The organism is Sphingomonas sp. PR090111-T3T-6A (assembly GCF_000383095.1).
In the GTDB taxonomy this organism is placed as follows: domain Bacteria; phylum Pseudomonadota; class Alphaproteobacteria; order Sphingomonadales; family Sphingomonadaceae; genus Solisphingomonas.
In genome coordinates this window covers 115058-137047 of the sequence record NZ_AORL01000009.1, presented here as the reverse complement: position 1 = coordinate 137047, position 21990 = coordinate 115058, and the positions used below count along the sequence as shown (strand labels likewise).

Below are 21990 nucleotides of genomic sequence, written 5' to 3'. Positions count from 1 at the left end.
AGGGGCGTCAGGACGCCGGCGCGATGACGATGCCGTCCTCGATGAAGCTGCGCAGCTTGTTGCGCATGGTCCGCACCGAGATGCCGAGGATGTTGGCCGCCGACGTGCGGTTGCCGTGGCAGCGCGCCAGCGTCTGCAGGATCAGCTCGCGCTCCACCTCGGCGACGGTGCGGCCGACCAGCCGCTCATATTCCACCGGCGCTTCGGCGGGGAGCGCGGCCGGCGCCGCGTCCCGGTTGCCGTTGAGGCGGGCGACCACGTCCTCGACGTCGATCGCCACGTCCACCATCACCAGCGGCCGGCCGGAGCGCTGGAGGCGTTCCAGCGCCGCCATGCTGGCGTTGCGGACCGACAGCTCCCCCTCCGCATCGCGCACCATCCCGGCGGCGACATCCAAGGCAGCGCCGGGATCGCCGACCAGCAGGAGATGGCCGGCCGAAGCCTCGGTTGCGGCCATCAGCGGTCCTGCCTCACGATTTCCGTGAGCGTCACGCCCAGCGTGCCGTCGATCAGGACGACCTCGCCGCGGGCGATCAGCCGGTTGTTGACGAAGATGTCCGCTGGCTCGCCGACGCGCCGGTCCAGCTCCACCACGTCGCCGGTCTTGAGGCGCATCAGCTCGCCGATGTCCATGCGCGAGCGGCCGAGCACCGCCTGCACCTTCACCGGCACGTCGAACACGGCCTGGAGATCGTTGGCGGTGGGCGCCGCGCCGGAGGCGGGGCCGGGGCTCGGCGGGGGCGTGTCGGAGGGATCGGTCTCGAACTGGGTGGGCGCCAGCTGGCGCGGTTCGGCATCCTGGGTCATCGCTTCCTCGTTCATGCGTTCATCCACTGGCGGATCACCGAGGCGGCCTCGGCGGGGCTGGACGTGATGGCGTCACCGATGCGCTTCAGCGCGGAGAGGCGGATGCGGCCATCGACCTGCGCCAGCGCGATCTCCTGATCGAGAAGGGGCAGGCCGTCCTCATCCAGCCCGGCATTTTCAAGCTGGGGCAGGGCTTCTCCGTCCTCCGCCCGGCCGCCGACCGGGATCAGCTCGTTGGGCGAGGCGCCGTCAGCGGGGCGGAGGCGGGTCATCGCCATGCGCAGCGCGATCAGTGCGCCGCCGGCCACCAGCAGGATTTTGACGAGACCGATGAGCTGGTCCGTCGTCAGGCCGAAAGGCAGACCGGTCTTGGCCGCGATCTCGTCGGCAGTCGGCGCGAAGGCCATGCTGTCGACCACCACGCTGTCGCCGCGCTCGGCATCATAGCCCACGGCATTCTCGATCAGGCGGGTGAGCCGCTGGTTCTCGACCGGTGACAGCCCCTTGGGCGCGGCATCGACCATCACCGCCACGGTCAGCCGCGTGATCTTGCCGGGCGAGCGGACGCTCACGGTATGGGTGCGGCTGTTCTGGAAGGTCGTGTCTTCCGACGTGTCGTCCTTGGCGGATTGCTGGCTGTCGCGCCCGGCGCCGTTGATGCCGGTGTTGTCGGGGAGCTGGGTGCTGACCGACGCGCCGTCCGCGCCCGCCTTGTTCTGGCTATTCTGATCCTTGGAATCGACCGAGACCTGATGCTGGATCACCTGCTTGTCGGGATCGAAGACCTCGGCCTCCTCGCGCGTCTGGTCGCGGTCGAGCGTGACGGCGACCTGCGCGTGCACCTTGCCGGCGCCGACGACGGGTTCGACGAGCTGCTCGATCTCGGTGCGCAGCCGCTCCTCCACCTGCGCCTGGCGCTCTTCCATCTCGGAGGAGAGGGCATCGCCCTCCTCGCCGGCGCGGGCGAGCAAGGTGCCCTGCTGGTCGACGATCGACACACTGGTGGGCGACAGCTCCGGCACCGAGGAGGAGACGAGATAGCGGATCGACTGCACCGCCTCGCCCGGCAGGCGGCCGCGCGTCTTGAGCGTCACCGCCGCGGTCGCCTTACGGGCCTCGTTCGAGAACATCTCGCGGTCCGGCATGACGATGTGGACGCGCGCTTTCTCCACGCTTTCGAGGCTCTCGATCGACTTGGCCAGCTCGCCCTCGATGGCGCGCGTCTCGTTCATCTTGGCGCGCGAGGAGGAGACGCCGAACGGCTCCTCCGCGTCGAGCACCTCATAGCCGATCTTGCCGCCCAGCTTCTCGGACGCCATGCCCATCCGCAGCTCCGGCAGGCGATCGGCCGGCGCCAGAATGGCAGTGCCGTCGGGTGAGAGCTGGAAGGGGACGTTCTGCGCCTTGAGCTTCTCGCTGATCGCCTGGGCCGCGGACGGGTCCAGATCCGAATAGAGATAGCCCATCCGGGGCGAGGAACCGTGCAGCGCGAGCGCGGCGATGCCGAGGAGCAGGGCCAGCGCGACGCCGCCCATCATCATCAGCTTGCGCGTCCCGAGCTCAGCGATCAGTGTACGCAATCCATTCAAGGCCGGCCTCGCGAGATAGACTGCAAGGGCGTCGCGCCCCTGCCTTCTCCATTATAGGATGACTCGCATAGGCAAATCTTGCCGGGAGAAATTCTTTTAGATCGCGGGGTTTTTCCGTAGGATTGCCTGCATTTCGGCCATGACGGCTTCCCGGCGAGCGGCGGCGTCGACGGCCAGTCCACCCTCCTCCCAGAAAATCGCAGCATCGCCCTCGGGCAGGGTCTCGTCGGGAAGGACGGTGAGCGAGACGCGGCGACGTTCGCTGGCCTTGGGCTCCATCATTTGCTCCACCGCGCTTGCGAGCGCGGGGTGCACGCGGATGCCGAGGCGCGTGCCGCGCGCCACCTGGCGCAGCACACGGTCCAGCGCCTCGGCGATCGCGCGCACGGGCGCCGCCGCGACGGCGTGGCCGGCGAGCATGTCGGCGGCGGCGAGCGCGGCCTCGGCGGCATCCCTGGCGATGTCGTCGGCGGTCTCGGCCAGCCGCGCGTCGATCTGCTCGATCGCGGCGTGGAGCGCATCGGCGGCGGCGAGCAGGGCGACGTCACGTTCCTGCCGTGCCTGCTCCAGACCGCGCGCGAAGGCGTCGGCGCCGGCGATGGCCAGCTCCTCGCGATGCGTCTCCTCCATCGCCTCGATCTTCGCGTGGAGCGCGTCGATCCGGTCGTTGAGGGTGCGGGCGTCGAAGGCCGGGGCATCGCCGCCGGTCATGTGGAACACCCGATCGAATCCGAACGGCTTAACGTGGATGGCGGCCTCCATCACCGGCTTTCCCCTGTTGGCAGACCGGACATGCCGGCCATCAATAGATCATCGCATCATCGCTCTTGGGATCGACCAGCACGATCTCGCCCCGGTCGCCCAGCGACTTGGCGAGGCGCACGAGGCTGGCCTGCGCCTCCTCGCAATCGCGCGCACGCACCGGCCCCATCGCCACCATGTCCTCGCGCATCAGCTTGGCGGCGCGATCGGTCATGGCGTTGAGGAAGAGCTGGCGCATCTCCTCGGGCGCGCCCTTCAGCGCCAGCGCCAGCTCGCGCTTGTTGCTGTTGCGCACGACCGTCTGGATCGCGGCGGGCAGCAGCTTGCCGAGATCCTCGAAGGTGAACATCAGCGCGCGGATGCGCTCGGCGGATTCGGGCGCGCGTTCGTCGAGCGCGGAGAGCATCGTCTCCTCCGACGAGCGATCGAGCGCGTTGAAGATCTCGGCCATGGCCTCGTGCGGATCGCGCCGCTGCGAGCGGGCGAGGTTGGTCATGAATTCGGTGCGGAGCGTCTGCTCCACTTCCTGGATCACGTCCTTCTGCACCGTGTCCATGCGCAGCATCCGCATCACGACGTCGGTGGACAACTCCTTGGGAAGCTCGGAGAGAACGCGCGCGGCATGATCGGAGCGGAGCTTGTGGAGGATCACCGCCACGGTCTGCGGATATTCGTTCTTCAGATAGGAGGCGAGCACGGACTCGCTGACGTTGGAGAGCTTGTCCCACATCGTCCGGCCGGAGGGGCCGCGGATATCCTCCATGATCTCGCGCACGCGGTCGGGCGGCAGGATGCCTTCGAGCAGGCGCTCGGTCGTCTCGAACGAGCCGTGCAGCGAGGTCATGCTGGAGACCTCGCCCGAGAACTGGACGAGCAGATGCTCCACCACCGCCGCCGGAATGCGGCCGAGCTGCGCGATGCAGGAGGACAGCTCCTTGATCTCCTCGGTGGAGAGCTGCTCCCAGATCGGGCCGCCATGGTCCTGCCCCAATGCCAGCATCAGCGCGGCCGCGCGCTGGAGGCCGGTATATTTCTTGAGTTCGGCAGGTTCGGCGACCGTCGCCAGCATGTTCATCCGCTATCCCCAAAAATGTCGGCAACCCGGCCCGATCCGGCGGTCTTCCGTCTATCTTATAGGAGAGGCTCGGGTTGCGCGGCCGACGGAGGCGAAATTGACCACGAACATTTCCGGCAGTGTGATCGGTCTCAGCATCCTGACCGGGATGACGGACCTGTCGAGCCTAGGCATCACGACGCCGACGGTGGAAAGCGCCGCCGCACGCGCCGCGCGGCTGCTGTTCACCACGCCGGACACCACGCCGCCCTGGCAGGCGCCGGCCTCCTCCACGCCCGAATCCGCGCAGGTGGGCGCCATCCGCGCGATGGCCACGATCATCGACCAGATGAACCCGGACGAGGCGGCCGGGTCGAACGATGTCGAAAGCACCTTCGTCACCTACAAGGCGCTGGACCGCCTGCGCATCCTCGCCAACGCCGCGGCGCAGCCCGACATGTCGCCCACGCAGCGCGCCAATCTTCAGAAGACCTTTGCCAAGGGCCTGGCCGACCTGGAGGGCTTCCTCGCCAACGTGCCGTCCGATCTGCTGAACATCGCGTTCGGCGATCCGTCCACCAGCGTCAAAAGCACGTCGCTTCAGGCGACCACCGACATCGGCACCACGATCGGCAAGGGCGTGCTCGACGACCATTCGCTGCCCGTGCCGGGCGTCGCCGGCAACGAGGTGCTGACCATCAACCTCGCCAAGGGCAGCCAGAAGAGCAGCGTGAACGTCGACCTGTCGACGATCGCCAACCAGCCGCCGACGCTCGACGACATCGCCAAGGCGTTCAACGACGCCATCGCCTCGGTCGGCGGGTTCGACGTCACCTTCTCGGTGACGAAGAGCAGCGGCAAATATGGTCTGTCCATGTCGTCGGACGGCACGCAGGTCTCGCTCGACCAGGTCGGCGCGCAGGATTCGCTCGTCGTGGTCGGCAGCCAGACCCAGTATGACACGCCGGTAGGCGCCCAAATCTATCATTATGACGATAGCGCCAGCGGGCTGATCGGCCAGCTCATCGGCAATGTCAGCGCCACCCTGCCGGGCTCGGCCAAGACCGACACGTCCGCCACGGCGTCCGGCGACGATTCCGATACGAAACCCGCGGCGCCGATCCCGGCCAATCTCGTCGCCCAGTCCACGGCGATGAGCAAGGACGGCTATACCTATGTCGTCGGCACCACCACGGGCGACATGGGGGCTCATGCCTCGAACGGCGGCGACGACCTTTTCCTCACCAAGGTGGACAGCCAGGGCCAGATCGTCTGGCAGCAGAAGCTGGGCGTGCAGGGCGAGGCGCAGGGCACGGCGGTGAGCCTCACGCCGCAGGGCGACGTGGTGGTGGCGGGCTCCGTCACCGGGCCGTTCGACGGCAGCCTCGGCACCACCAGCGACATGCTGGTCGCCAAGTTCAGCGCCAATGGCGAAAAGCAGTTCGCAACCTCCGTGCCGTCGAGCGGCGACGATTACGCGACCGCGGTGGCAGTGGCGCCGGACGGCTCCATCTATCTCGGCGGCAAGTCGGCGGGCACGGGCGGCGGCGGCGCCTATGTCGCGCACATGGATGCCAGCGGGAAGATGATCCAGCAGCGCACCATCGACGGCGCGGGCGTGGACGGCGTCACCGCCTTCGCGGTGGACGGCTCGGGCAATCTCCTCGCGCTCACCCGCGAAAGCGGACAGGCGATGGTCCACAAGCTGGACGGGCAGGATCTCAACAGCGAGCTGGGGCAGGTGAGCCTCGGCGCGGCGGATGCGCGCGCCATCGCGGTGGCGGCGGACGGCAGCATCGCGGTGGTGGGCGCCACCTCCTCGGCGCTGCCGGACAATCCCTCCTACAATGCCGCCAACGGCCGGGACGGCTTCGTCACGCGGCTGGCCGCGGACCTGACCGGGGCCAGCACCACTTATATCGGCGGCGCTGGGGACGACCAGATCGACAGCGTCTCCTTCATGGGCAGCGACATCTATGTCGGCGGCCGCACCACCAGCAATCTGAACGGCAATCTGCGCGGCAAGGTGGACGGCTTCGTCGGCCATATCGACGGCTCGACCGGCGCGGTGGCCAGCCTCTCGCAGTTCGGCGGCGGCGCCGGCGTATCCGATGCCGTCCACGTCTCGGTGGACAAGGGCGGCTCCAACATCCTCGGCGCGTTGGGCCTGCGGCAGGGCGTGCTGAACGATGACGTCTCGACCTCGCTCTCGACACAGGTCGGGCTGAACGCCGGCGACAGCTTCTCCTTCCAGCTCGACGGCGGCGCGGTCCACAAGATCACGATCGCCGAAGGGGAGACGCTCACCAGCCTCGAGCGCAAGATCAAGCTCGCCGGCGGCAACAACATCTCCGTCACCATCCACAGGGACACGGATGACGACGACGATGAAAGCAACAACGACGCGGCCGGGGGAGGCCAGCTTCAGATCCAGGTGATGCAGGGCCACACGCTCAGCCTGATGGCCGGCCCCCAGGGCACCGACGCGCTGGCGAAGCTGGGGCTGGAGCCGACCCGCCTGCATTCCGACGCGCCGCGCGGCGCCAAGGACCCGCTGGTGAAGCCGGGCGGCAGCTATGGCCTCTCGCTCAGCACCTCGCTCAGCATCGGCAGCGTCAACGACGCGAAGGCCGCGCTGGACGCCATCACCTCGGCCATCTCGCTGACGCAGACGGCCTATCGCTCGCTCTATTGGGACGATGCGAAGGCAGCGCAGGTGAACGGTCAGGTCGGCGCGGGCTCGGCTTATCAGCAGGCGCAGATCGCTTCCTACAAGGCGGCGCTCGACCGGCTGTCACAACCGGCATCCGGCCTGGGCATGCTCTGATCCGCGCCGCTCCCCCGTCATCGCAACGCCTGAAAGTCCGATCATGCCGACCACATCCCCGCTGCTCAGCAGCATCGTCCAGTCGATGAAGCAGCTCTCCGAGCGTCAGCGCGTCATTGCCCAGAACATCGCCAACAGCGAGACGCCCGGCTTCAAGGCGCAGGAGGTCGAGGCGCCCGATTTCTCCTCGTTGCTGGCGACGGGCGGCGTTCCGCACGTGGCGCGCCCGCAGGTGCAGGTGACGAGCGGGATGGTCGCGCTCGGCGTGCCGCCCACCTCGGTCAACCGCATCGTCGCCGACAGCGACGTGAGCGAGACCAAGCCCGACGGCAATAACGTCACGCTGGAGGACCAGCTTCTCAAGATGGGCGAGACGCAGACCGACTTCACGACGATGACCAACCTCTATCGCAAGCAGATGGCCTTGATTCAGGCCGCGATCGGCCATCAGTAAGGCCAGCGAGCCGCGTTGATATTCTATCCCGAAGAGGATAGTTGAAATGACCGTTCCAAGCCCATCCGCCCCGTGGGAGTAGTAACGTCTTGGAAACGTCTGTGGTCCTATGTTTCGGGGGTAGTTTACGTCTCACCGATACAGACTGGCATTGAGATGAGATACGATACTTCGCGGAGCCGCTTCAGTGTCGGGAGTTTCGAAAGCCGGCACAGCACCGATATTCCGGCCGACCTGATCATCGAGGAAGGCGAAGTCCTGCACGCTTCGCTGGTCAACTTCTCGCGACATGGGGCACGTCTGCATGTGCCGGGCGATTATGCATCCGGACAGACCTTCCGTCTCGAAGTCGCGGGCTGGCCGACGCTCGACGGGCGGGTCGTATGGAGCGAGAAGGGGCGCGTCGGCTGCCTGTTCGACCAGCCGCCCAGCCAGAAGACCTTCACGAGCATGTGCGCGTCCGCCACGGCGTGCGACCGCGAAGGGCTGTAGCCTCAGCGGCGAGTGCCGAACCGGCTGCTTTCGAACGACACGACCGCCCCGGCCTTGTCGCCGAGCGGGATGGCCGCCGTGCCATAGATGCCGCGCGCGCCGTGCGTGCCGATCATCGCACCGACCTCTCCATGGATCTGACGCCCCGGCTGGCCCGAGCCTTCCAGCCCGGCGCGCGCCGCATCGACGCTGGCCTCGGTGTTGTGGCTCAGCAGATCGGCCTTTTGCTCGTCGCTGAGGCGGAGCGTGTAAGGGTCGGCCGGCTCCGCCGTCTGCGCCCATGCCGCGGCCGGCGCGAGGCCGAGAAGCCCGGCGACCGCGAATGCGATCGGGGCCGTGCGGAGGCGAGGGCGTGTCGGGCAGGTCATGCCCCCTTATAGGCTCGCGAAGTCTGGCGGCACAATGAACGGGATGGTGCCACGAAGAGACTTGCGACTTTCGCGCCGTTCTCCACGATGAACGTGTCGCTCAGTCGCCGTTCAGCCGCGATACGCTTTCTAGGTGTCATCTCTTTGCAGGAACACGCGTTATGCTGCCTCGCTTCGTGAAGAATAGCCTGTTCGCGGCCACCGGCCTTTCCATGGCCGTGGCGCCGTTCGCCGCCACGGGCGCGTCGGCGCAAAGCTACCCGCCGCCCTCCGGCGGTTACGATCAGGGCTATGATCAGGCGCCCCCGCCCGCCGAAGGTGGCTATGATCAGGGTTACGACGATCAGGGGCCGCCCCCCGGCTACGATCAGGGCAGCCCGCCTCCGGGGTATAATCAGGGCACGCCGCCGCAGGGTGCTTACAATCAGGCGCCTCCGCAGGGCTATGCGCCGCCTCCGCCTCCGGTCGCTCCGCCGGGCTATGACGGCACCCGTCCGCCGCCCCCGCCGCCTGGCTATCAGCCCGGCCCCGCCGACGCCGCCCAGCGCGATCAGGACCAGCGCTACGCCGCCTATGCCGAGCAGTGGGCGCGCGACAATTGCGTCAAGGCGCATGGCGATGCCGGCACCGGCGCACTGATCGGCGGCGCGCTCGGTGCGATCATCGGATCGGGCTTCGGCGGCCATGGCGGCGGCGCCATCGCGGGTGCGGTAGTCGGTGCGGCCGGCGGCGCCGTGGTGGCGGACAGCGCGGGCAGCAACGCGACCAGCCCCGGCTGCCCGCCGGGCTTCGTCGTCCGCCGCGACGCGCCGTCCTTTGCCTATGGCGGCTATGCCGGCCAGCCTTATGTCTATGCGGCGCCGGGCTGGTATCGCCCGTGGGTCTATTATGGCGGCGCGTGGACCTATCGGCCCTATCCCTATCATGTCTGGTATTATGGCCATTACGGCCGGCCCTATGGCTATTACCGCCACGGCCCCTATCGCCGCCGCTGGTGAGCCTGCTCCCGGCCCGTCGCGCGGCGGGCCGGGGTTCGTTCAGGAGGCGTCCGCCAGAGCGGACCGCCGCATCGAATAGCCGAAATAGATCAGGCACGCCGCACCGATCCAGAACGCGAACAGCAGATAGGTGCCCGCCGGCAGCCCGGCGATCAGATAGAGGCAGAACAGCACGCTCAGCACCGGCAGCACCGGATAGAGCGGCACATGATAGCCGCGCGACAGGTCCGGGTTGGTTCGCCGCAGGATGATGACGCCCGCCGACACCGTCGCGAACGCGATCAGCGTCCCCATGCTGGTGAGGTTGACCAGCACGTCCAGGGGCACCAGCGCCGCCAGCAGCGCTGCGCCGATCGCCACCACCCAGGTGTTCTGCCTCGGCACATGGCTGACCGGATCGATCCGGCTGAAGAAGGCGGGGAGCAGCCCGTCGCGGCTCATCGCGTAGAGGATGCGCGTCTGCCCGAACAGCACCACCAGCGTCACGCTGAAGATCGACGCGATGGCGCCCAGCGACAGCACCACCGCTGGCCAGGCCGCGCCGGTGAGGTTGTGGAGGATCACGGCGAGCCCCGCCTCCTGCCCGGCGAACACGGTCCAGCGCTGCGCGCCCACGGCCGCCAGCGCCACGAGGATATAGGCCCCCGTCACGATCAGCAGCGACAGCACGATCGCCAGCGGCAGGGTGCGGCGTGGGTTCTTCACCTCCTCGGCGGCGGTCGAGACGGCGTCGATGCCGATGTAGGAGAAGAAGATCGACGAGGCCGCCGATCCGATCCCCAGCATCCCCATCGGCGCGAAGGGGTGGAAGTTGGCGGGCGAGAAATGGGCGAGCGCGATGACGACGAACAGCGCCAGCACGGCCAGCTTGGCGACCACCAGCACCGCGTTTGCGGTCGAGGATTCCCGCGCGCCGCGCAGCAGTAGCACGAGGCACAGCAGCACGAGGATGACGGCGGGCAGATTGACGATGCCGCCTCGGCCCGGCGGATCGGCGATGGCTTCGGGCAGGCGCCAGCCGGTCACCACCAGCAGCAGCTCGTTCAGATACTGCCCCCAGCCGACCGCGATGGCCGACGCCGACACGCCATATTCGAGCAGCAGGCAGGCGCCGATCAGGAAGGCCGCCAGCTCGCCCAGCGTCGCATAGGCGTAGGAATAGGAGGAGCCCGCGGCCGGTACGGTGGAGGCCAGCTCCGCATAGCAGAGCGCGGTCAGCGCGGCGGTGATCCCGGCGATGACGAAGGAGAGGGTGACCGCCGGCCCAGCCTCGGGCACCGCGGTGGTCAGTGCGACGAAGATGCCCGTCCCGATCGTCGCGCCGACGCCCAGCATGGTGAGCGGGAACAGCCCGATCGTGCGCGCAAGCGATCGCTCGTCCTCATCGTCCGAGAGGAAGTCGACCACGGGCTTGCAGCGCAGAATCGTCTTCAGCGCGCTCGGCTTGGTCATCGGTTCGGCTCCCCCGGGGATCGCGGCTCAAAGATGCGAGCGCCTGTAGGCAGAGCCTCGCCCCTCGGCAACCGGAGACGCGATTCAGAGATCGGGCAGCGACTGCTCCGCCTCGCCCCAGCCCCGGAGCGCGGGGCCGGTGGCGCGCGCCAGCAGCGTGTCGGCGTCGGCGATGGCGAAGGGGTGCGCGTCCTTGAGTTCGGCGAGTTCGTCCCATGTCAGCGGCGCGGCCACCCAGGCGGAATCGCGGGCGCGGGCGGAATAGGGGAGCACGGCCGTCGCCCCGCGCTCGTTGCGCAGCCAGTCGAGGAAGATGCGGCCCTTGCGCTCCGCCTTGCGCATGTTGGCGGTGAAGCGCCTGGGGTTCGCCTCCGCCACCGCGCGCGAGAAACGCGAGGCGAAGTCCTTGACCGCCGGCCAGTCCGCCTTGCCATCGAGCGGGACCACGACGTGCACGCCCTTGCCGCCCGACGCCATCGGGAAGCTCGCCAGCCCCATCTCGCCCAGCAGGTCGCGGAGCTGCTCGGCGCCGTGGCGGACCTCGGCGAAGTCCAGCCCTTCCTCGGGGTCGAGATCGAACACCATGCGGTCGGGATGCTCGACATCGGCGGCAGGCGCCCCCCAGCCGTGGAACTCGATCGTGCCCATCTGCACGCAGGTGAGCAGGCCCTCGCCGTCGTTGACGACGAGATAGTCCTCGGTCTTGCCGCTCTTCTCGCGGATCGGCACGCTGTCGACCCGCCCGCCGAAGCTGCCGGCGTCATGCTTCTGGAAGAAGCAATGCCGCGCACGCCCCTGCGGGCAGCGGACGAGGCTAACCGGGCGGCCCGCCAGCCAGCGCAGCAGCGGGTCGGCGAGCCTGGCGTAATAGGCGGCGAGCTGGCCCTTGGTGGTGCCGTCGCCGGGGAAGATCACGCGGTCGGGATGGCTGATCGCGACGCCGAAGGGCTTGTTGTCGTCGACGGCTTGCGGAGCGGGCTTCTCGGGCACGACTTCCTCCGCCTCCTTGTCCTCGCGCAGGCCGATGAAGCTCGCGTGGCGAACGGCGCCCTCGCCGGTGAACTCGACGAAGGCGACCTCGGCGACCAGCCTGGGCGACACCCAGCGCACGCCCCGCGCAGCGGCCCTCGGCACATCGGTGGGCGGCGTCTTGCGGACGAGGGGACGAAGCTTCGCCATCAGCAGCTCGCGCGTCGCGGTGTCGAAACCCGTGCCGACGCGCCCGGCATAGCGCAGTCTTCCCCCCTCGTTCAGCCCCAGCGCGAGGCTGCGCAGGTCGCGATCCTTCTTGTCGCTTTCCAGATAGCCGAGGATCACGAATTCCTGCCGGCGCGTGCATTTGACCTTGAGCCAGTTCCGCGTCCGCGTGCCGCGATAGGGCGCGTCGGCGCGCTTGGAGACGATGCCTTCATAACCGCCCTTGCAGAGCTTCTCGAACAGCGCCTCGCCGGAAGCCGAGATGTGATCGGCATAATGGACGGGCTCGGCGGCACCGGCGAGGAGGGCGGCGAGCCGCTCCTTGCGCTCGGCATTGCCGAGCCTGGTCAGATCCTCGCCATCCTGTTCGAGCAGGTCGAAGGCGAAATAATGGAGCCGGCCCTTGCCCTCTTGCAACGCCGCCTGAAGCGCCGAGAAGCTGGGCCGGCCTTCCGTGTCGAGGGCCACCACCTCGCCGTCGATCAGCGCGGAGCCCAGCCCCAAAGCCGTCACGGCGTCGACGATCGGCCGGAAGCGATCCGACCAGTCGAGCCCATGGCGCGTATAAGCCCGCGCCTCGCCCCCCGAGACGGCGATCAGCGCACGATAGCCATCATATTTGACCTCATGCAGCCAACCCGATCCGGCCGGGACATGATCGACCAGAGTGGCAAGCTGCACGTCGCGGAAGGCGGGGAGGGGGCCGGCCTTGCGTCTGGCCAGCCTCGGCTTGGCCGGGGCCTTGCCGGGGGCGTTGGCGGCTTTGGGATCGGCCTTCGCCTTCTTCGAATCCGAATGCCACACCGGGTCGTCGCCCTTGGCGATTTCGGCCATGGTCCGCCCGGTCTCGACGCTGGTCAGGCCCGTGTCGACCAGCGCGCCGGACGCGCCGGCATAAGCATCCTCCACCTTGCGAAGCAGCCAGTTCTCGCGCTTCTCGCCCGGCCTTGGCTTCATGCGGACGAGCAGCCACTCGCCCTTCATCCGCTCGCCATGGAGGATGACGTGGACATGGCCTTCCTCGATCGTCTTGGCCGGGTCTTTCCCGCCGACCGCCTCCCACGTCCCCTTGTCCCACAGCATCACGGTGCCGCCGCCATATTCGCCCTTGGGGATGGTCCCCTCGAAGCCCGCATAGGACATGGGGTGATCCTCGGTGCGGACAGCGAGGCGCTTGTCGCCGGGATCGAGGCTGGGGCCGCGCGTCACCGCCCAGCTTTTCAGTACGCCGTCCATCTCCAGCCGGAAATCCCAGTGGAGGCGGGTCGCATCATGCTTCTGGACGATGAAGAGATGGCCCGCCTTCGCGCCCCGCACGCCCCTGGGCTCGGCGGTCCTCGAGAAATCGCGCTTGGCGTTGTAGGTCTGGAGCGGATCGGATTTGCGGCTGGCCATCAGGCGCGCTTCCGCGTGGTGGTCGCTTTGCGTGCGGGGGCCTTCCTCGGCGCCGGCCTGGCATCGCTGCCGGGCCTGTCGAGCGACTTCTTGAGCGCGGCCATCAGGTCGATGACATTGGAGCCGCGCGACGGTGCCCGCTCCTCGGTGTCGAGGCTGACCTTGCCGGTCTTCGACCTGCGCTTGCGCTCGATCAGGTCGCGTAGCGCATCGACATAGCGGTCATGATAGCTTGCGGCGTCGAAGCTGCCGGTCTTCTTCTCGATCAGCGAGGTGGCAAGATCGAGCAAATCCTCATCGGGCTTGGCGTCGCTGATGTCACGGAAATAGCTCGCCGCCTTGTTGACCTCGTCGGCGTAGCGCAGCGTCTCCAGCACCATGCCGCGGCCGCACGGCTTCAGGCTCACCACATATTCGCGGCCGCGCAGCGCAAGCTGCCCGAGCCCTACCTTCTTCGCCCGGCGCAGCGCCTCGCGCAGCACAATGAACGCCTCCTCGGCGAGATCGTCTGCGGGGACGACATAATAGGGCTTCTCGTAATAGATCGCGTCGATGTCGCCCAGGTCGACGAACTGGGTCAGCTCCAGCGTCTTCTTGCTCTCCAGCTTGACGCCCTCGATCTCCTTCTCGTCGAGCAGGACATATTCGCCCCTCTCATATTCGAAGCCCTTCATGATCTCGTCCGGATCGACCGGGCCGATGCCGTCGACGACCTTCTCGTAATGGATGCGCTTGCCCGACGGCTCGTGGATCTGCCGGAAGGAGATGGCCGCGCCGCTCCTGGTGGCCGAATAGATCTCGACGGGGATCGACACGAGGGCGAGGCGGATCTGCCCCTGCCAATAGGCGCGCGCGGGCATGTTTCGGGGCTCCTGACCGGACCTCCCGCATCAATGCCGCGCGCGGCGAGTCAGTTCCTTGAGGACTCCCGGCGGAGGCGGCGCTCCGCCATCAATCCGAAGCTCAGCCCGATCGTCGTCCACAACAGCGCCTGAATGCCGAGCGCCGACAGCCGGAACTGCCAGAGCAGGCTGGCGGGGAAATCGGCCGGCACCTCGTCGAAGCGCGGCAGCAGCGCCTGCGCGATGACGATCACCACGACATAGCTCGCCACGCCCGCCAGCACCGCGTCGAACCCGCCGAGTCGGTGCGCCAGCATCGCCTTCACCCGGAACGCCACCACCGTCGCCACCACCGAGGCGATCAGCATCGCGAAATAGGCGGCGGTGCGGATCTGGATGGTATCGGGCTGGCCGACGGCGGGCGGATTGGGCGGATATTTGAGCGCCGGCACCACCGCGATCACGACAAACGCCAGCATCGCGAGAGCCGCCGCCAGCGTCCGCGGCCCGACCTGCGCGAGGCGGCCATAGGCATAAGCGAAGAGCAGCGAGAAGATGCCACCGATCGCCGCGCCATAGAGCGCCATCGCGGTCAGCAGGCCCGGCCCTTTCTGGGTCGCGCGGGAGAAGATTTCGACCTCCTCCTCGTCATGGCCATGATCGTGGTGCGCGTGCGCCTCGTGGGTCGCCTCGAAGCCGATCGCATGATCGACCTGCGGCTCGGCCACGGCGCGCGCGAACAGGGTGCAGATGAGCGCCGCGAGGATACCGGCCAGCATCCCCCGCCACAGCAGGTCCTTGGTCATGAGCCGCCCTTTAGTGGCAGGGAAAGCCGAGGAGATGGCGGCCGTCATGCACGAACTCGTGCACCGCCTTGCCGTCGAACAGGGAGACGGCGCCCTGCTCGGTGCTGACGAAATAAAGCGCGAGCATTGCGATCAGCAGGCCGAACACCGCCCACGGCGCGATATCCTTGAGCGGGATCGCGGCGGCATCGCCCACCGGCAGGAACTGATCGTCGAGAAAGGCGGCGTTGGCGGCCATGGCAGAACTCCTTGCGGGATATCGCGTCCCGGAACCGAAGAAAGGATCCTGCCCGAGGTCTGACTCTCGACAGCGCCGAAGCGTTGCCGATAACAGTGGCGCGACCGTGCCGGAATTTCACCGGCTTCCCGCTCAGGATCTTATCGCCCCTGCTTAGGTGCGAAGGCCGGGCAGCGTCAAACAATATGCGGAGGCGGCGTTGCCCACTCATCTGAGCCTGCTGTGTTGTGCGGGCACCGCGTCGGCCCGCGCGGGCGGCTTTCCCGATCCGGCCGAGCCGCTCGACGAGGGCGGGCTGGCGAAGGCGCGCGCCTGCAGGCTCGAGCGGACGCCGGGCCTCGTCCTGCGCAGCCCGTCGCGCGCGGCGGTCGAGACGGCGGCGGCGATGGGGATCGGGGCATCGGCCGAGCCGCAGCTGGCGGACATCGCGTTCGGCGCGTGGACGGGCCTGTCCTTCGCCGAGCTGCATGAGCGCGACCCGGCGGCGTTCGCCGGCTGGCTGGCCGATCCGCGGCAGGCCGCGCCCGGCGGCGAGTCCTTCGAGGCACTACGCGCCCGCGTCCGCCCGTGGCTGGCCGAGATGACGGAACGGGAGGCGGCGACCCTCGCCATCTCTCACGCCATGCCGATCCGCGCGATACTGGCCGAGGCGCTGGGCCTGCCGGACGACGCAGCGATGCGCTTCGACATCGCGCCGCTGTCGGTGGCGATGCTCTCCCATCATCGCGGCTGGCGGCTCCAGCAGATCCGCGCCGACTGATCCGCTTGCCAAACGACCGGCCGGAGCCTAGCGCTTCGGCCGTCCGCCTTCGGTGACGAAGCGGGCGAAGATCGCGCCGGTGCCCCGAGAGGGGCTTAATAGGGAACGCGGTGAAGGCGGTTCACCGCCCGACTCCGAGGCTGTCCCTGCAACTGTAAGCGGTGAGCGCGATGCATATCGCTCTTCGGCAGGATCGAGGGGCAGCCACTGGGCCGGACGCTAAATCCTGCGAGGCCCGGGAAGGCCATGCATCAAGCGATGACCCGCGAGCCAGGAGACCTGCCGGCGTCTGGTCGCTCTCGCTTTGGCCCAGGGGATGGCCGAGGCACGGATCCGTCCGTCTGAGCGACGACCATGCGGCGGGGGCCTCGTGCCTCCACCGTCCGTCGTGACGCGAGGAGGGATGATGCATCGATTCCAGAACCCGACGCCACCGGCCCGTACCTTCATGCGCGGCAGCCCTCGCTCGCGCGCGTCCCACATCCTCTGAGGAGAGCCAATTTGGCCAAGGTTCCCACGACCGTCATCACCGGCTTCCTCGGCGCCGGCAAGACGACGCTGATCCGCCACCTGCTCCAGAACGCGAAGGGCCGCCGCCTCGCGCTCGTCATCAACGAATTCGGCGACGTCGGCGTCGACGGCGAGCTGGTGAAGGGCTGCAACGACGAGGCCTGCCCCGAGGATGACATCGTCGAGCTGGCGAACGGCTGCATCTGCTGCACCGTCGCCGACGATTTCCTGCCGACCATGCAGAAGCTGCTCGACCGGCCCAACCCGCCCGAACACATCATCATCGAGACCTCCGGCCTCGCGCTCCCCAAGCCGCTGGTGAAGGCGTTCCAGTGGCCGGACATCCGCGCGCGGGCGACGGTCGACGGCGTGATCGCGCTGATCGATGCCGACGCGGTGGCGGCCGGGCGCTTCGCCACCGACGAGGCGGCGCTGGCGGCGGCGCGCGCGGCCGATCCTTCGCTCGATCATGACAGCCCGCTGGAGGAGCTTTACGAGGATCAGCTCGCCTGCGCCGATCTCGTGGTGCTCAACAAGGCCGATCTGGTCGATGCCGAGACGCTGGCCGGCGTTGAGTGCGACATCGACGGCGAGACGCGCTCGGGCGTCCGCATCGTGCGCGCGAGCCATGGCGCGGTGGATGCCGCCGTGCTGCTCGGCCTGACCGCGGCGGCCGAGGACGATCTCGACGCCCGCCCCTCGCACCACGACAGCGAGGAGGATCATGACCATGACGACTTCGACAGCTTCGTCGTGACGGGCGGGGCGGTGGCCGATCCGGCGCCGCTGCTCGCCGCCATCGCCGGTGCGATCGACGCGCACGACATCCTGCGCGTAAAGGGCTTCGTGGCCGTCGAGGGCAAGCCGGCGCGGCTGCTGGTGCAGGCGGTCGGCCCGCGCATCCAGCATCATTTCGATCGTGCGTGGCTCGCGGACGAGGCGCCCCGCACCCAGCTCGTCGTGATCGGTCAGAAGGGGCTCGACCGCGCCGCCATCGAGCGCGCGCTGGGCGAGGTCATCGGCTGATGCATCTGCTGTCCGCCACGCCGGGGACGGTCTCGAACGGCGAGGAGGCGATCGATCTCGCCCAGTCGCCGGGCGACATCGTGATCCTGACCGTGGCGGACAGCGAACTCGCCTGCTTCTCGCGGGCGGCCTCGATGCTGGGGGAGGGCGGCCCCAGCGTCCGCCTCGCCAACCTGCTCCAGTTGAAGCACCCCTATTCGGTCGATCTCTATGTCGAGAAGGTGATCGCCAAGGCGCGCTTCGTGTGCGTGGTGCTGCTCGGCGGCAAGTCCTACTGGCCCTATGGCGTGGACGAGATCGCCAGCGTGGCGCGCGCCAAGGGCATCGCCTTCGCCGCCATCGCCGAGGGGCAGGAGCCGGACCCGGCGCTGCAACGCGCCTCCACCCTGCCGCCTGAGACCTGCGAGAAGCTGCGCGACTATCTGCGGCAGGGCGGGGTCGCCAACGCCCTCGGCTTCCTGCGCACCGCCGCGCGGCTGATCGGCCGGGACAGCGGCACGCCCGACGATCCGGTGCCGGTGGCGGACGCGGGCCTCTACGTACCGGGCATCGAACGTCCGACGCTGGCCGATGCGCAGGCACGCTGGGTGGAGGGGCGGCCGGTGGCGCTGCTCGTCTTCTACAAGGCGCTGCTGCTGGCGGGCACGCTGGAGGCGGTGGATGCGATGCTCGCCGGGCTGGAGGCGCGGGGGCTGAACGTGCTCGCCGTCCATGTCCGGGCGCTGCGCGAACCCTTTGCGCGCGACTGGCTGGACGGGCTGCTCGGCGAGGTCGCGCCCGACGTGATCCTCAATGCCACCTCCTTCGCGGCCTCCTCTCCGGGCGAGACGCGGACGCCGAGCGTGCTGGAACGCGCCGACTGCCCGATCCTCCAGATCATCCTCGCTGGCGTCGATCAGGAGAGCTGGGAGTGCTCCGCCCGAGGCCTCGGCCCCCGCGACCTCGCGATGAACGTCGCGCTGCCCGAGGTGGACGGCCGCCTTTTCACCCGCGCGGTGGCGTTCAAGGCGGCCGAACGCTTCGATGCGCTGACCGAATGCGGCATCGTCGCGCCGAAGGTGGTGCCGGATCGGGTGGCCTTCGTGGCGGACCTCGCGGCCAACTGGGCGAAGCTCCGCCGGACGCCTGCCGCCGAGCGGCGCGTCGCGCTGGTGCTCGCCAACTACCCCAATCGCGACGGGCGGATCGGCAACGGCGTCGGCCTCGACACGCCTGCGAGCACGGCCGCGATCGTCTCTGCCTTGCGTGAGGCGGGATACGCGACCGGCGGTGCGCCCGAGGACGGCGCGGCGCTGATGCTGCGGATGACGGGCGGCGTGACCAACGATCTGTCGTCGATGGATAGGCCGGGCGAGATCGCGCTGCCGCTCGCCGATTACCACAGGGCGTTTGCCGCGCTGCCCGAAGTGGCCCGGACGCTGATGACCGAGCGCTGGGGCGAACCGGAAGCCGATCCTTTCGTCAGCGACGGCGCTTTCCGCCTCGCCGTCCACCGCTTTGGCAACATCGCCATCGCGGTGCAGCCGGCGCGCGGCTACAACATCGATCCCAAGACGAGCTATCATGATCCGGCGCTGCCGCCGCCGCACGCCTATCTCGCTTTCCATATCTGGCTGGCGCTGGAGTTCGAGGCGCAGGCGGTCGTCCATGTCGGCAAACACGGCAATCTCGAATGGCTGCCGGGCAAGGCGGTGTCGCTGTCCGCGACATGCTTCCCGGAGATCTGCGCCGGGCCGCTGCCGCAAATCTATCCCTTCATCGTCAACGATCCGGGCGAGGGCACGCAGGCCAAGCGCCGCATCGCGGCCACCATCCTCGACCATCTCACCCCGCCGCTCACCCGCGCGGAGAGCTATGGGCCCCTCAAGCAGCTCGAAACGCTGGTCGACGAATATTACTTGGCCGCCGGCATGGACCCGCGCCGGCTGGAGCGGCTGAAGCGCGATATCCTCGACCTCGCGCAAGGCATCGGCCTCGATCGCGATGCCGGCGCTAGCGGTGACGGCGATGACGCGCTGGCCGCGATCGACAATTATCTCTGCGAACTGAAGGAGATGCAGATCCGCGACGGCCTGCATATCTTCATGCGCTCGCCGGAGGGGCGCCAGCGGCGCGACCTGTTGGTGGCGCTGGCCCGGACGCCACGGGGGTATGAGACGGCGGAGCAGGGCTCGCTGCTGCGGGCGCTGGCGGAGGATCTGGGGCTGGGCTTCGATCCGCTCGATTGCGTGATGGGCGCGCGCTGGGAGGGGCCGAGACCGCAGCGGCTGGCCGCGTTCTCCGACGATCCGTGGCGCACGGTGGGCGATACGGTGGAGCGGCTGGAGTTGCTGGCGGCCGAGCTTGTCTCGCCTTCGTGTCGGGAGTGCGGCGAAGGCAGCTGGACCCCGGATCAAGTCCGGGGTGACGAAGCTGAATGGTTGAGGACGGCCGCCGTGCTTGCCACGATCGGCAGCGTCCTTGCGCCCCGCGTCGATGCTTGCGGTGAGGCGGAGAAGGCAGCGCTTCTCACCGCGCTCGACGGGCGCTTCGTGATGCCCGGCCCCTCCGGCGCGCCGACGCGCGGGCGACCCGACGTGCTGCCGACCGGGCGCAACTTCTACTCGGTCGACACCCGCGCCGTGCCGACGGCGGTGGCGTGGGATTTGGGCTTCCGTTCGGCCCAGCTTCTCGTCGAGGATTATCTCCAGCGCGAGGGGGAGTATCCCCGTGCCATGGCGCTCTCCGCATGGGGGACCGCCAACATGCGCACCGGCGGCGACGACATCGCGCAGGCGTTGGCGCTGATGGGCGTCAGGCCGCGCTGGGAGTGGACGTCGGGCCGGGTGGTCGGCTTCGAGGTGATGAGCCTCGCCGAACTCGGACGCCCGCGCGTGGACGTGACCTTCCGCGTCTCGGGCTTCTTCCGCGACGCCTTCCCCGAGCAGATCGACCTCATCGACAGCGCCGCCCGCGCCGTCATGGCGCTCGACGAGCCGGACGCCGACAACCCCGCCGCCGCCCGCCACCGCGCCGAGACCGCCACGCTGGTCGATGCCGGAGCCGATCTGAAAACCGCCGCCCGCCGCGCCGGCGCCCGCGTCTTCGGATCGAAGCCCGGGGCCTATGGCGCCGGTCTTCAGGCGATGATCGACGAGCGGCTGTGGCACAGCCGGGCGGATCTGGCCGGCGTCTATCTCGACTGGGGTGGCTATGCCTATGGCGCGGGCGTCGAGGGCGATGCCGAGCGCGCCCTGTTCTCCACCCGCCTCGCGCAAGCCGATGCCGTCGTCCAGAACCAGGATAATCGCGAGCACGACCTGCTCGACAGCGACGATTACTACCAGTTCGAGGGCGGTATCGCGGCGGCGATCGAGCATCTCTCCGGCCGTGCACCGCTCTCTTACCACAACGATCACAGCCGCCCCGAGCGCCCCGTCGTGCGCACGCTGGCGGACGAGATCGGCCGCATCGTCCGCGCCCGCGTCACCAACCCCAAGTGGATCGCGGGCGTGATGCGTCACGGCTACAAGGGCGCGTTCGAGATCGCCGCGTCGGTCGACTATCTCTTCGCCTTCGCCGCCACGACGCACGCGGTGAAGGACCATCATTTCGACGCCGTCCACGCCGCCTTCATCGAGGACGAAGCGGTGCGCGCCTTCATGGCTGAGGCCAATCCGGCGGCGCTGCGCGAGACGGCGGCGCGGCTCGCCGAGGCGCTCGAGCGGGGCCTCTGGAAACCGAAATCCAACAGCGCGGGCGTGGTGCTCGCGGAACTTCAGGGAGACGCGTGATGGTCGAGCGGACCGAGGCCGAACATGCCGAGAAGATGAAGAAGAAGCAGGCCGCCCACGACAAGATCGTCGCCAACAAGACGATCGAGAGGGGCCTGCTGATCGTCCACACCGGCAAGGGCAAGGGCAAGACCACCGCCGCGCTCGGCATGGTGGTGCGCGCGATCGGGCACGGCAAGAAGGTCGGCGTCGTCCAGTTCGTGAAGGGCGCGATGACCACCGGCGAGAAGGTGGTGTTCGATGCCTTCCCCGCGCAGGTCGAGTTCAAGCCGATGGGCGAGGGTTTCACCTGGGACACGCAGGACCGCGCACGTGACATCGCGGTGGCGCGCACGGCGTGGGAGGAGGTGAAGCGGATGGTGGCCGATCCGGTCTACGACATGGTGCTGGCCGATGAACTCAACATCGTGCTGCGCTACGACTATCTGCCGCTCGACGAGGTGCTGGCCGTGCTGACCGCCAAGCCCGAGATGAAGCACGTCATCGTCACCGGCCGCAATGCGCCCGAGGCGCTGGTCGAGGCGGCCGATCTCGTCACCGAGATGACGCTGGTGAAGCACCCGTTCCGCTCGGGCGTGAAGGCGCAGGCGGGCATCGAGTTCTAGGGCGTGGGCCGGATGCATATCATCGCAACTTGACC

Annotated in this window: 19 protein-coding genes and 2 riboswitches; of the genes, 8 read left to right on the top strand and 11 right to left on the bottom strand. The window is 68.6% G+C overall.

Annotated elements, in window-relative coordinates; all coding sequences use genetic code 11:
- Positions 1 to 7: 7 nt before the first annotated feature.
- From ST3T6A_RS22180 to fliG, 5 genes are all read right to left on the bottom strand, one after another.
- On the bottom strand, positions 8 to 457 hold the full coding sequence (locus ST3T6A_RS22180) for a helix-turn-helix domain-containing protein (RefSeq protein ID WP_019831295.1): 450 nt from the start codon (positions 455 to 457) through the stop codon (positions 8 to 10).
- Positions 457 to 822, bottom strand: a complete 366-nt coding sequence (gene fliN, locus ST3T6A_RS0102420; protein ID WP_019831294.1) for a flagellar motor switch protein FliN — start codon at positions 820 to 822, stop codon at positions 457 to 459. Before fliN ends, ST3T6A_RS22180 begins: the two co-directional genes overlap by 1 nt.
- Complete coding sequence (gene fliF, locus ST3T6A_RS0102415) at positions 819 to 2348, bottom strand: flagellar basal-body MS-ring/collar protein FliF (protein WP_051103369.1); 1530 nt, start codon at positions 2346 to 2348, stop codon at positions 819 to 821. The genes fliN and fliF overlap by 4 nt, the downstream gene beginning before the upstream one ends.
- 144 nt (positions 2349 to 2492) lie before the next feature.
- Positions 2493 to 3158, bottom strand: a complete 666-nt coding sequence (locus ST3T6A_RS0102410) for a FliH/SctL family protein (protein ID WP_019831292.1) — start codon at positions 3156 to 3158, stop codon at positions 2493 to 2495.
- A 40-nt stretch (positions 3159 to 3198) separates the two neighbouring features.
- Positions 3199 to 4233, bottom strand: a complete 1035-nt coding sequence (gene fliG / locus ST3T6A_RS0102405; RefSeq protein ID WP_019831291.1) for a flagellar motor switch protein FliG — start codon at positions 4231 to 4233, stop codon at positions 3199 to 3201.
- A gap of 97 nt (positions 4234 to 4330) precedes the next feature.
- On the opposite strand from fliG, the gene ST3T6A_RS0102400 reads away from it, so the two are divergent.
- The 3 genes from ST3T6A_RS0102400 to ST3T6A_RS0102390 all read left to right on the top strand — a co-directional run bounded on the left by ST3T6A_RS0102400 (position 4331) and on the right by ST3T6A_RS0102390 (position 7985).
- Complete coding sequence (locus ST3T6A_RS0102400) at positions 4331 to 7039, top strand: hypothetical protein (RefSeq protein ID WP_019831290.1); 2709 nt, start codon at positions 4331 to 4333, stop codon at positions 7037 to 7039.
- Positions 7040 to 7082: 43 nt separating this feature from the next.
- Positions 7083 to 7493 carry a flagellar basal body protein gene (locus tag ST3T6A_RS0102395; protein ID WP_019831289.1) on the top strand — a complete coding sequence of 137 codons (411 nt, stop codon included), beginning with the start codon at positions 7083 to 7085 and terminating at the stop codon, positions 7491 to 7493.
- 156 nt (positions 7494 to 7649) lie between these two features.
- Entirely contained in the window at positions 7650 to 7985 is a 336-nt protein-coding gene (locus tag ST3T6A_RS0102390) for a PilZ domain-containing protein (RefSeq protein ID WP_019831288.1), read from the top strand.
- 2 nt (positions 7986 to 7987) lie between these two features.
- On the opposite strand, the gene ST3T6A_RS0102385 is transcribed toward ST3T6A_RS0102390, so the two are convergent.
- On the bottom strand, positions 7988 to 8353 hold the full coding sequence (locus tag ST3T6A_RS0102385; RefSeq protein WP_019831287.1) for a hypothetical protein: 366 nt from the start codon (positions 8351 to 8353) through the stop codon (positions 7988 to 7990).
- A gap of 161 nt (positions 8354 to 8514) precedes the next feature.
- On the opposite strand from ST3T6A_RS0102385, the gene ST3T6A_RS21835 reads away from it, so the two are divergent.
- Positions 8515 to 9351, top strand: coding sequence for a hypothetical protein (locus ST3T6A_RS21835; RefSeq protein WP_051103366.1), 837 nt, complete (start codon positions 8515 to 8517; stop codon positions 9349 to 9351).
- 39 nt (positions 9352 to 9390) lie between these two features.
- Here the strand turns inward: ST3T6A_RS21835 and ST3T6A_RS0102375 are convergent, their stop codons facing one another.
- The 5 genes from ST3T6A_RS0102375 to ST3T6A_RS0102355 form a co-directional block, all read right to left on the bottom strand.
- A complete protein-coding gene (locus ST3T6A_RS0102375; RefSeq protein ID WP_019831286.1) occupies positions 9391 to 10803 on the bottom strand; it encodes an amino acid permease in 1413 nt (470 codons plus the stop codon).
- A gap of 84 nt (positions 10804 to 10887) precedes the next feature.
- Entirely contained in the window at positions 10888 to 13395 is a 2508-nt protein-coding gene (gene ligD, locus ST3T6A_RS0102370) for a DNA ligase D (RefSeq protein WP_019831285.1), read from the bottom strand.
- The gene (gene ku, locus ST3T6A_RS0102365; protein ID WP_019831284.1) at positions 13395 to 14255 is read right to left on the bottom strand and encodes a non-homologous end joining protein Ku; all 861 of its coding nucleotides are present in this window, start codon (positions 14253 to 14255) and stop codon (positions 13395 to 13397) included. The genes ligD and ku overlap by 1 nt, the downstream gene beginning before the upstream one ends.
- 50 nt (positions 14256 to 14305) lie before the next feature.
- The gene (locus ST3T6A_RS0102360) at positions 14306 to 15043 is read right to left on the bottom strand and encodes a CbtA family protein (RefSeq protein WP_019831283.1); all 738 of its coding nucleotides are present in this window, start codon (positions 15041 to 15043) and stop codon (positions 14306 to 14308) included.
- 10 nt (positions 15044 to 15053) lie between these two features.
- A complete protein-coding gene (locus tag ST3T6A_RS0102355) occupies positions 15054 to 15281 on the bottom strand; it encodes a CbtB domain-containing protein (RefSeq protein WP_019831282.1) in 228 nt (75 codons plus the stop codon).
- A gap of 36 nt (positions 15282 to 15317) precedes the next feature.
- Positions 15318 to 15468: riboswitch (cobalamin riboswitch) on the bottom strand.
- A gap of 12 nt (positions 15469 to 15480) precedes the next feature.
- Here ST3T6A_RS0102355 and ST3T6A_RS0102350 point away from each other — a divergent pair.
- The 4 genes from ST3T6A_RS0102350 (at position 15481) to cobO (ending at position 21955) form a co-directional block, all read left to right on the top strand.
- The gene (locus ST3T6A_RS0102350; protein WP_019831281.1) at positions 15481 to 16041 is read left to right on the top strand and encodes a histidine phosphatase family protein; all 561 of its coding nucleotides are present in this window, start codon (positions 15481 to 15483) and stop codon (positions 16039 to 16041) included.
- A gap of 65 nt (positions 16042 to 16106) precedes the next feature.
- Positions 16107 to 16342: riboswitch (cobalamin riboswitch) on the top strand.
- Between the two features lie 200 nt (positions 16343 to 16542).
- Positions 16543 to 17577 carry a cobalamin biosynthesis protein CobW gene (cobW, locus tag ST3T6A_RS0102345; protein ID WP_019831280.1) on the top strand — a complete coding sequence of 345 codons (1035 nt, stop codon included), beginning with the start codon at positions 16543 to 16545 and terminating at the stop codon, positions 17575 to 17577.
- Positions 17577 to 21350: a cobaltochelatase subunit CobN gene (cobN, locus tag ST3T6A_RS0102340; protein ID WP_019831279.1), complete on the top strand. Its 3774-nt coding sequence runs from the start codon at positions 17577 to 17579 to the stop codon at positions 21348 to 21350. Before cobW ends, cobN begins: the two co-directional genes overlap by 1 nt.
- The gene (gene cobO, locus ST3T6A_RS0102335) at positions 21350 to 21955 is read left to right on the top strand and encodes a cob(I)yrinic acid a,c-diamide adenosyltransferase (protein ID WP_019831278.1); all 606 of its coding nucleotides are present in this window, start codon (positions 21350 to 21352) and stop codon (positions 21953 to 21955) included. The genes cobN and cobO overlap by 1 nt, the downstream gene beginning before the upstream one ends.
- Positions 21956 to 21990: the final 35 nt, after the last annotated feature.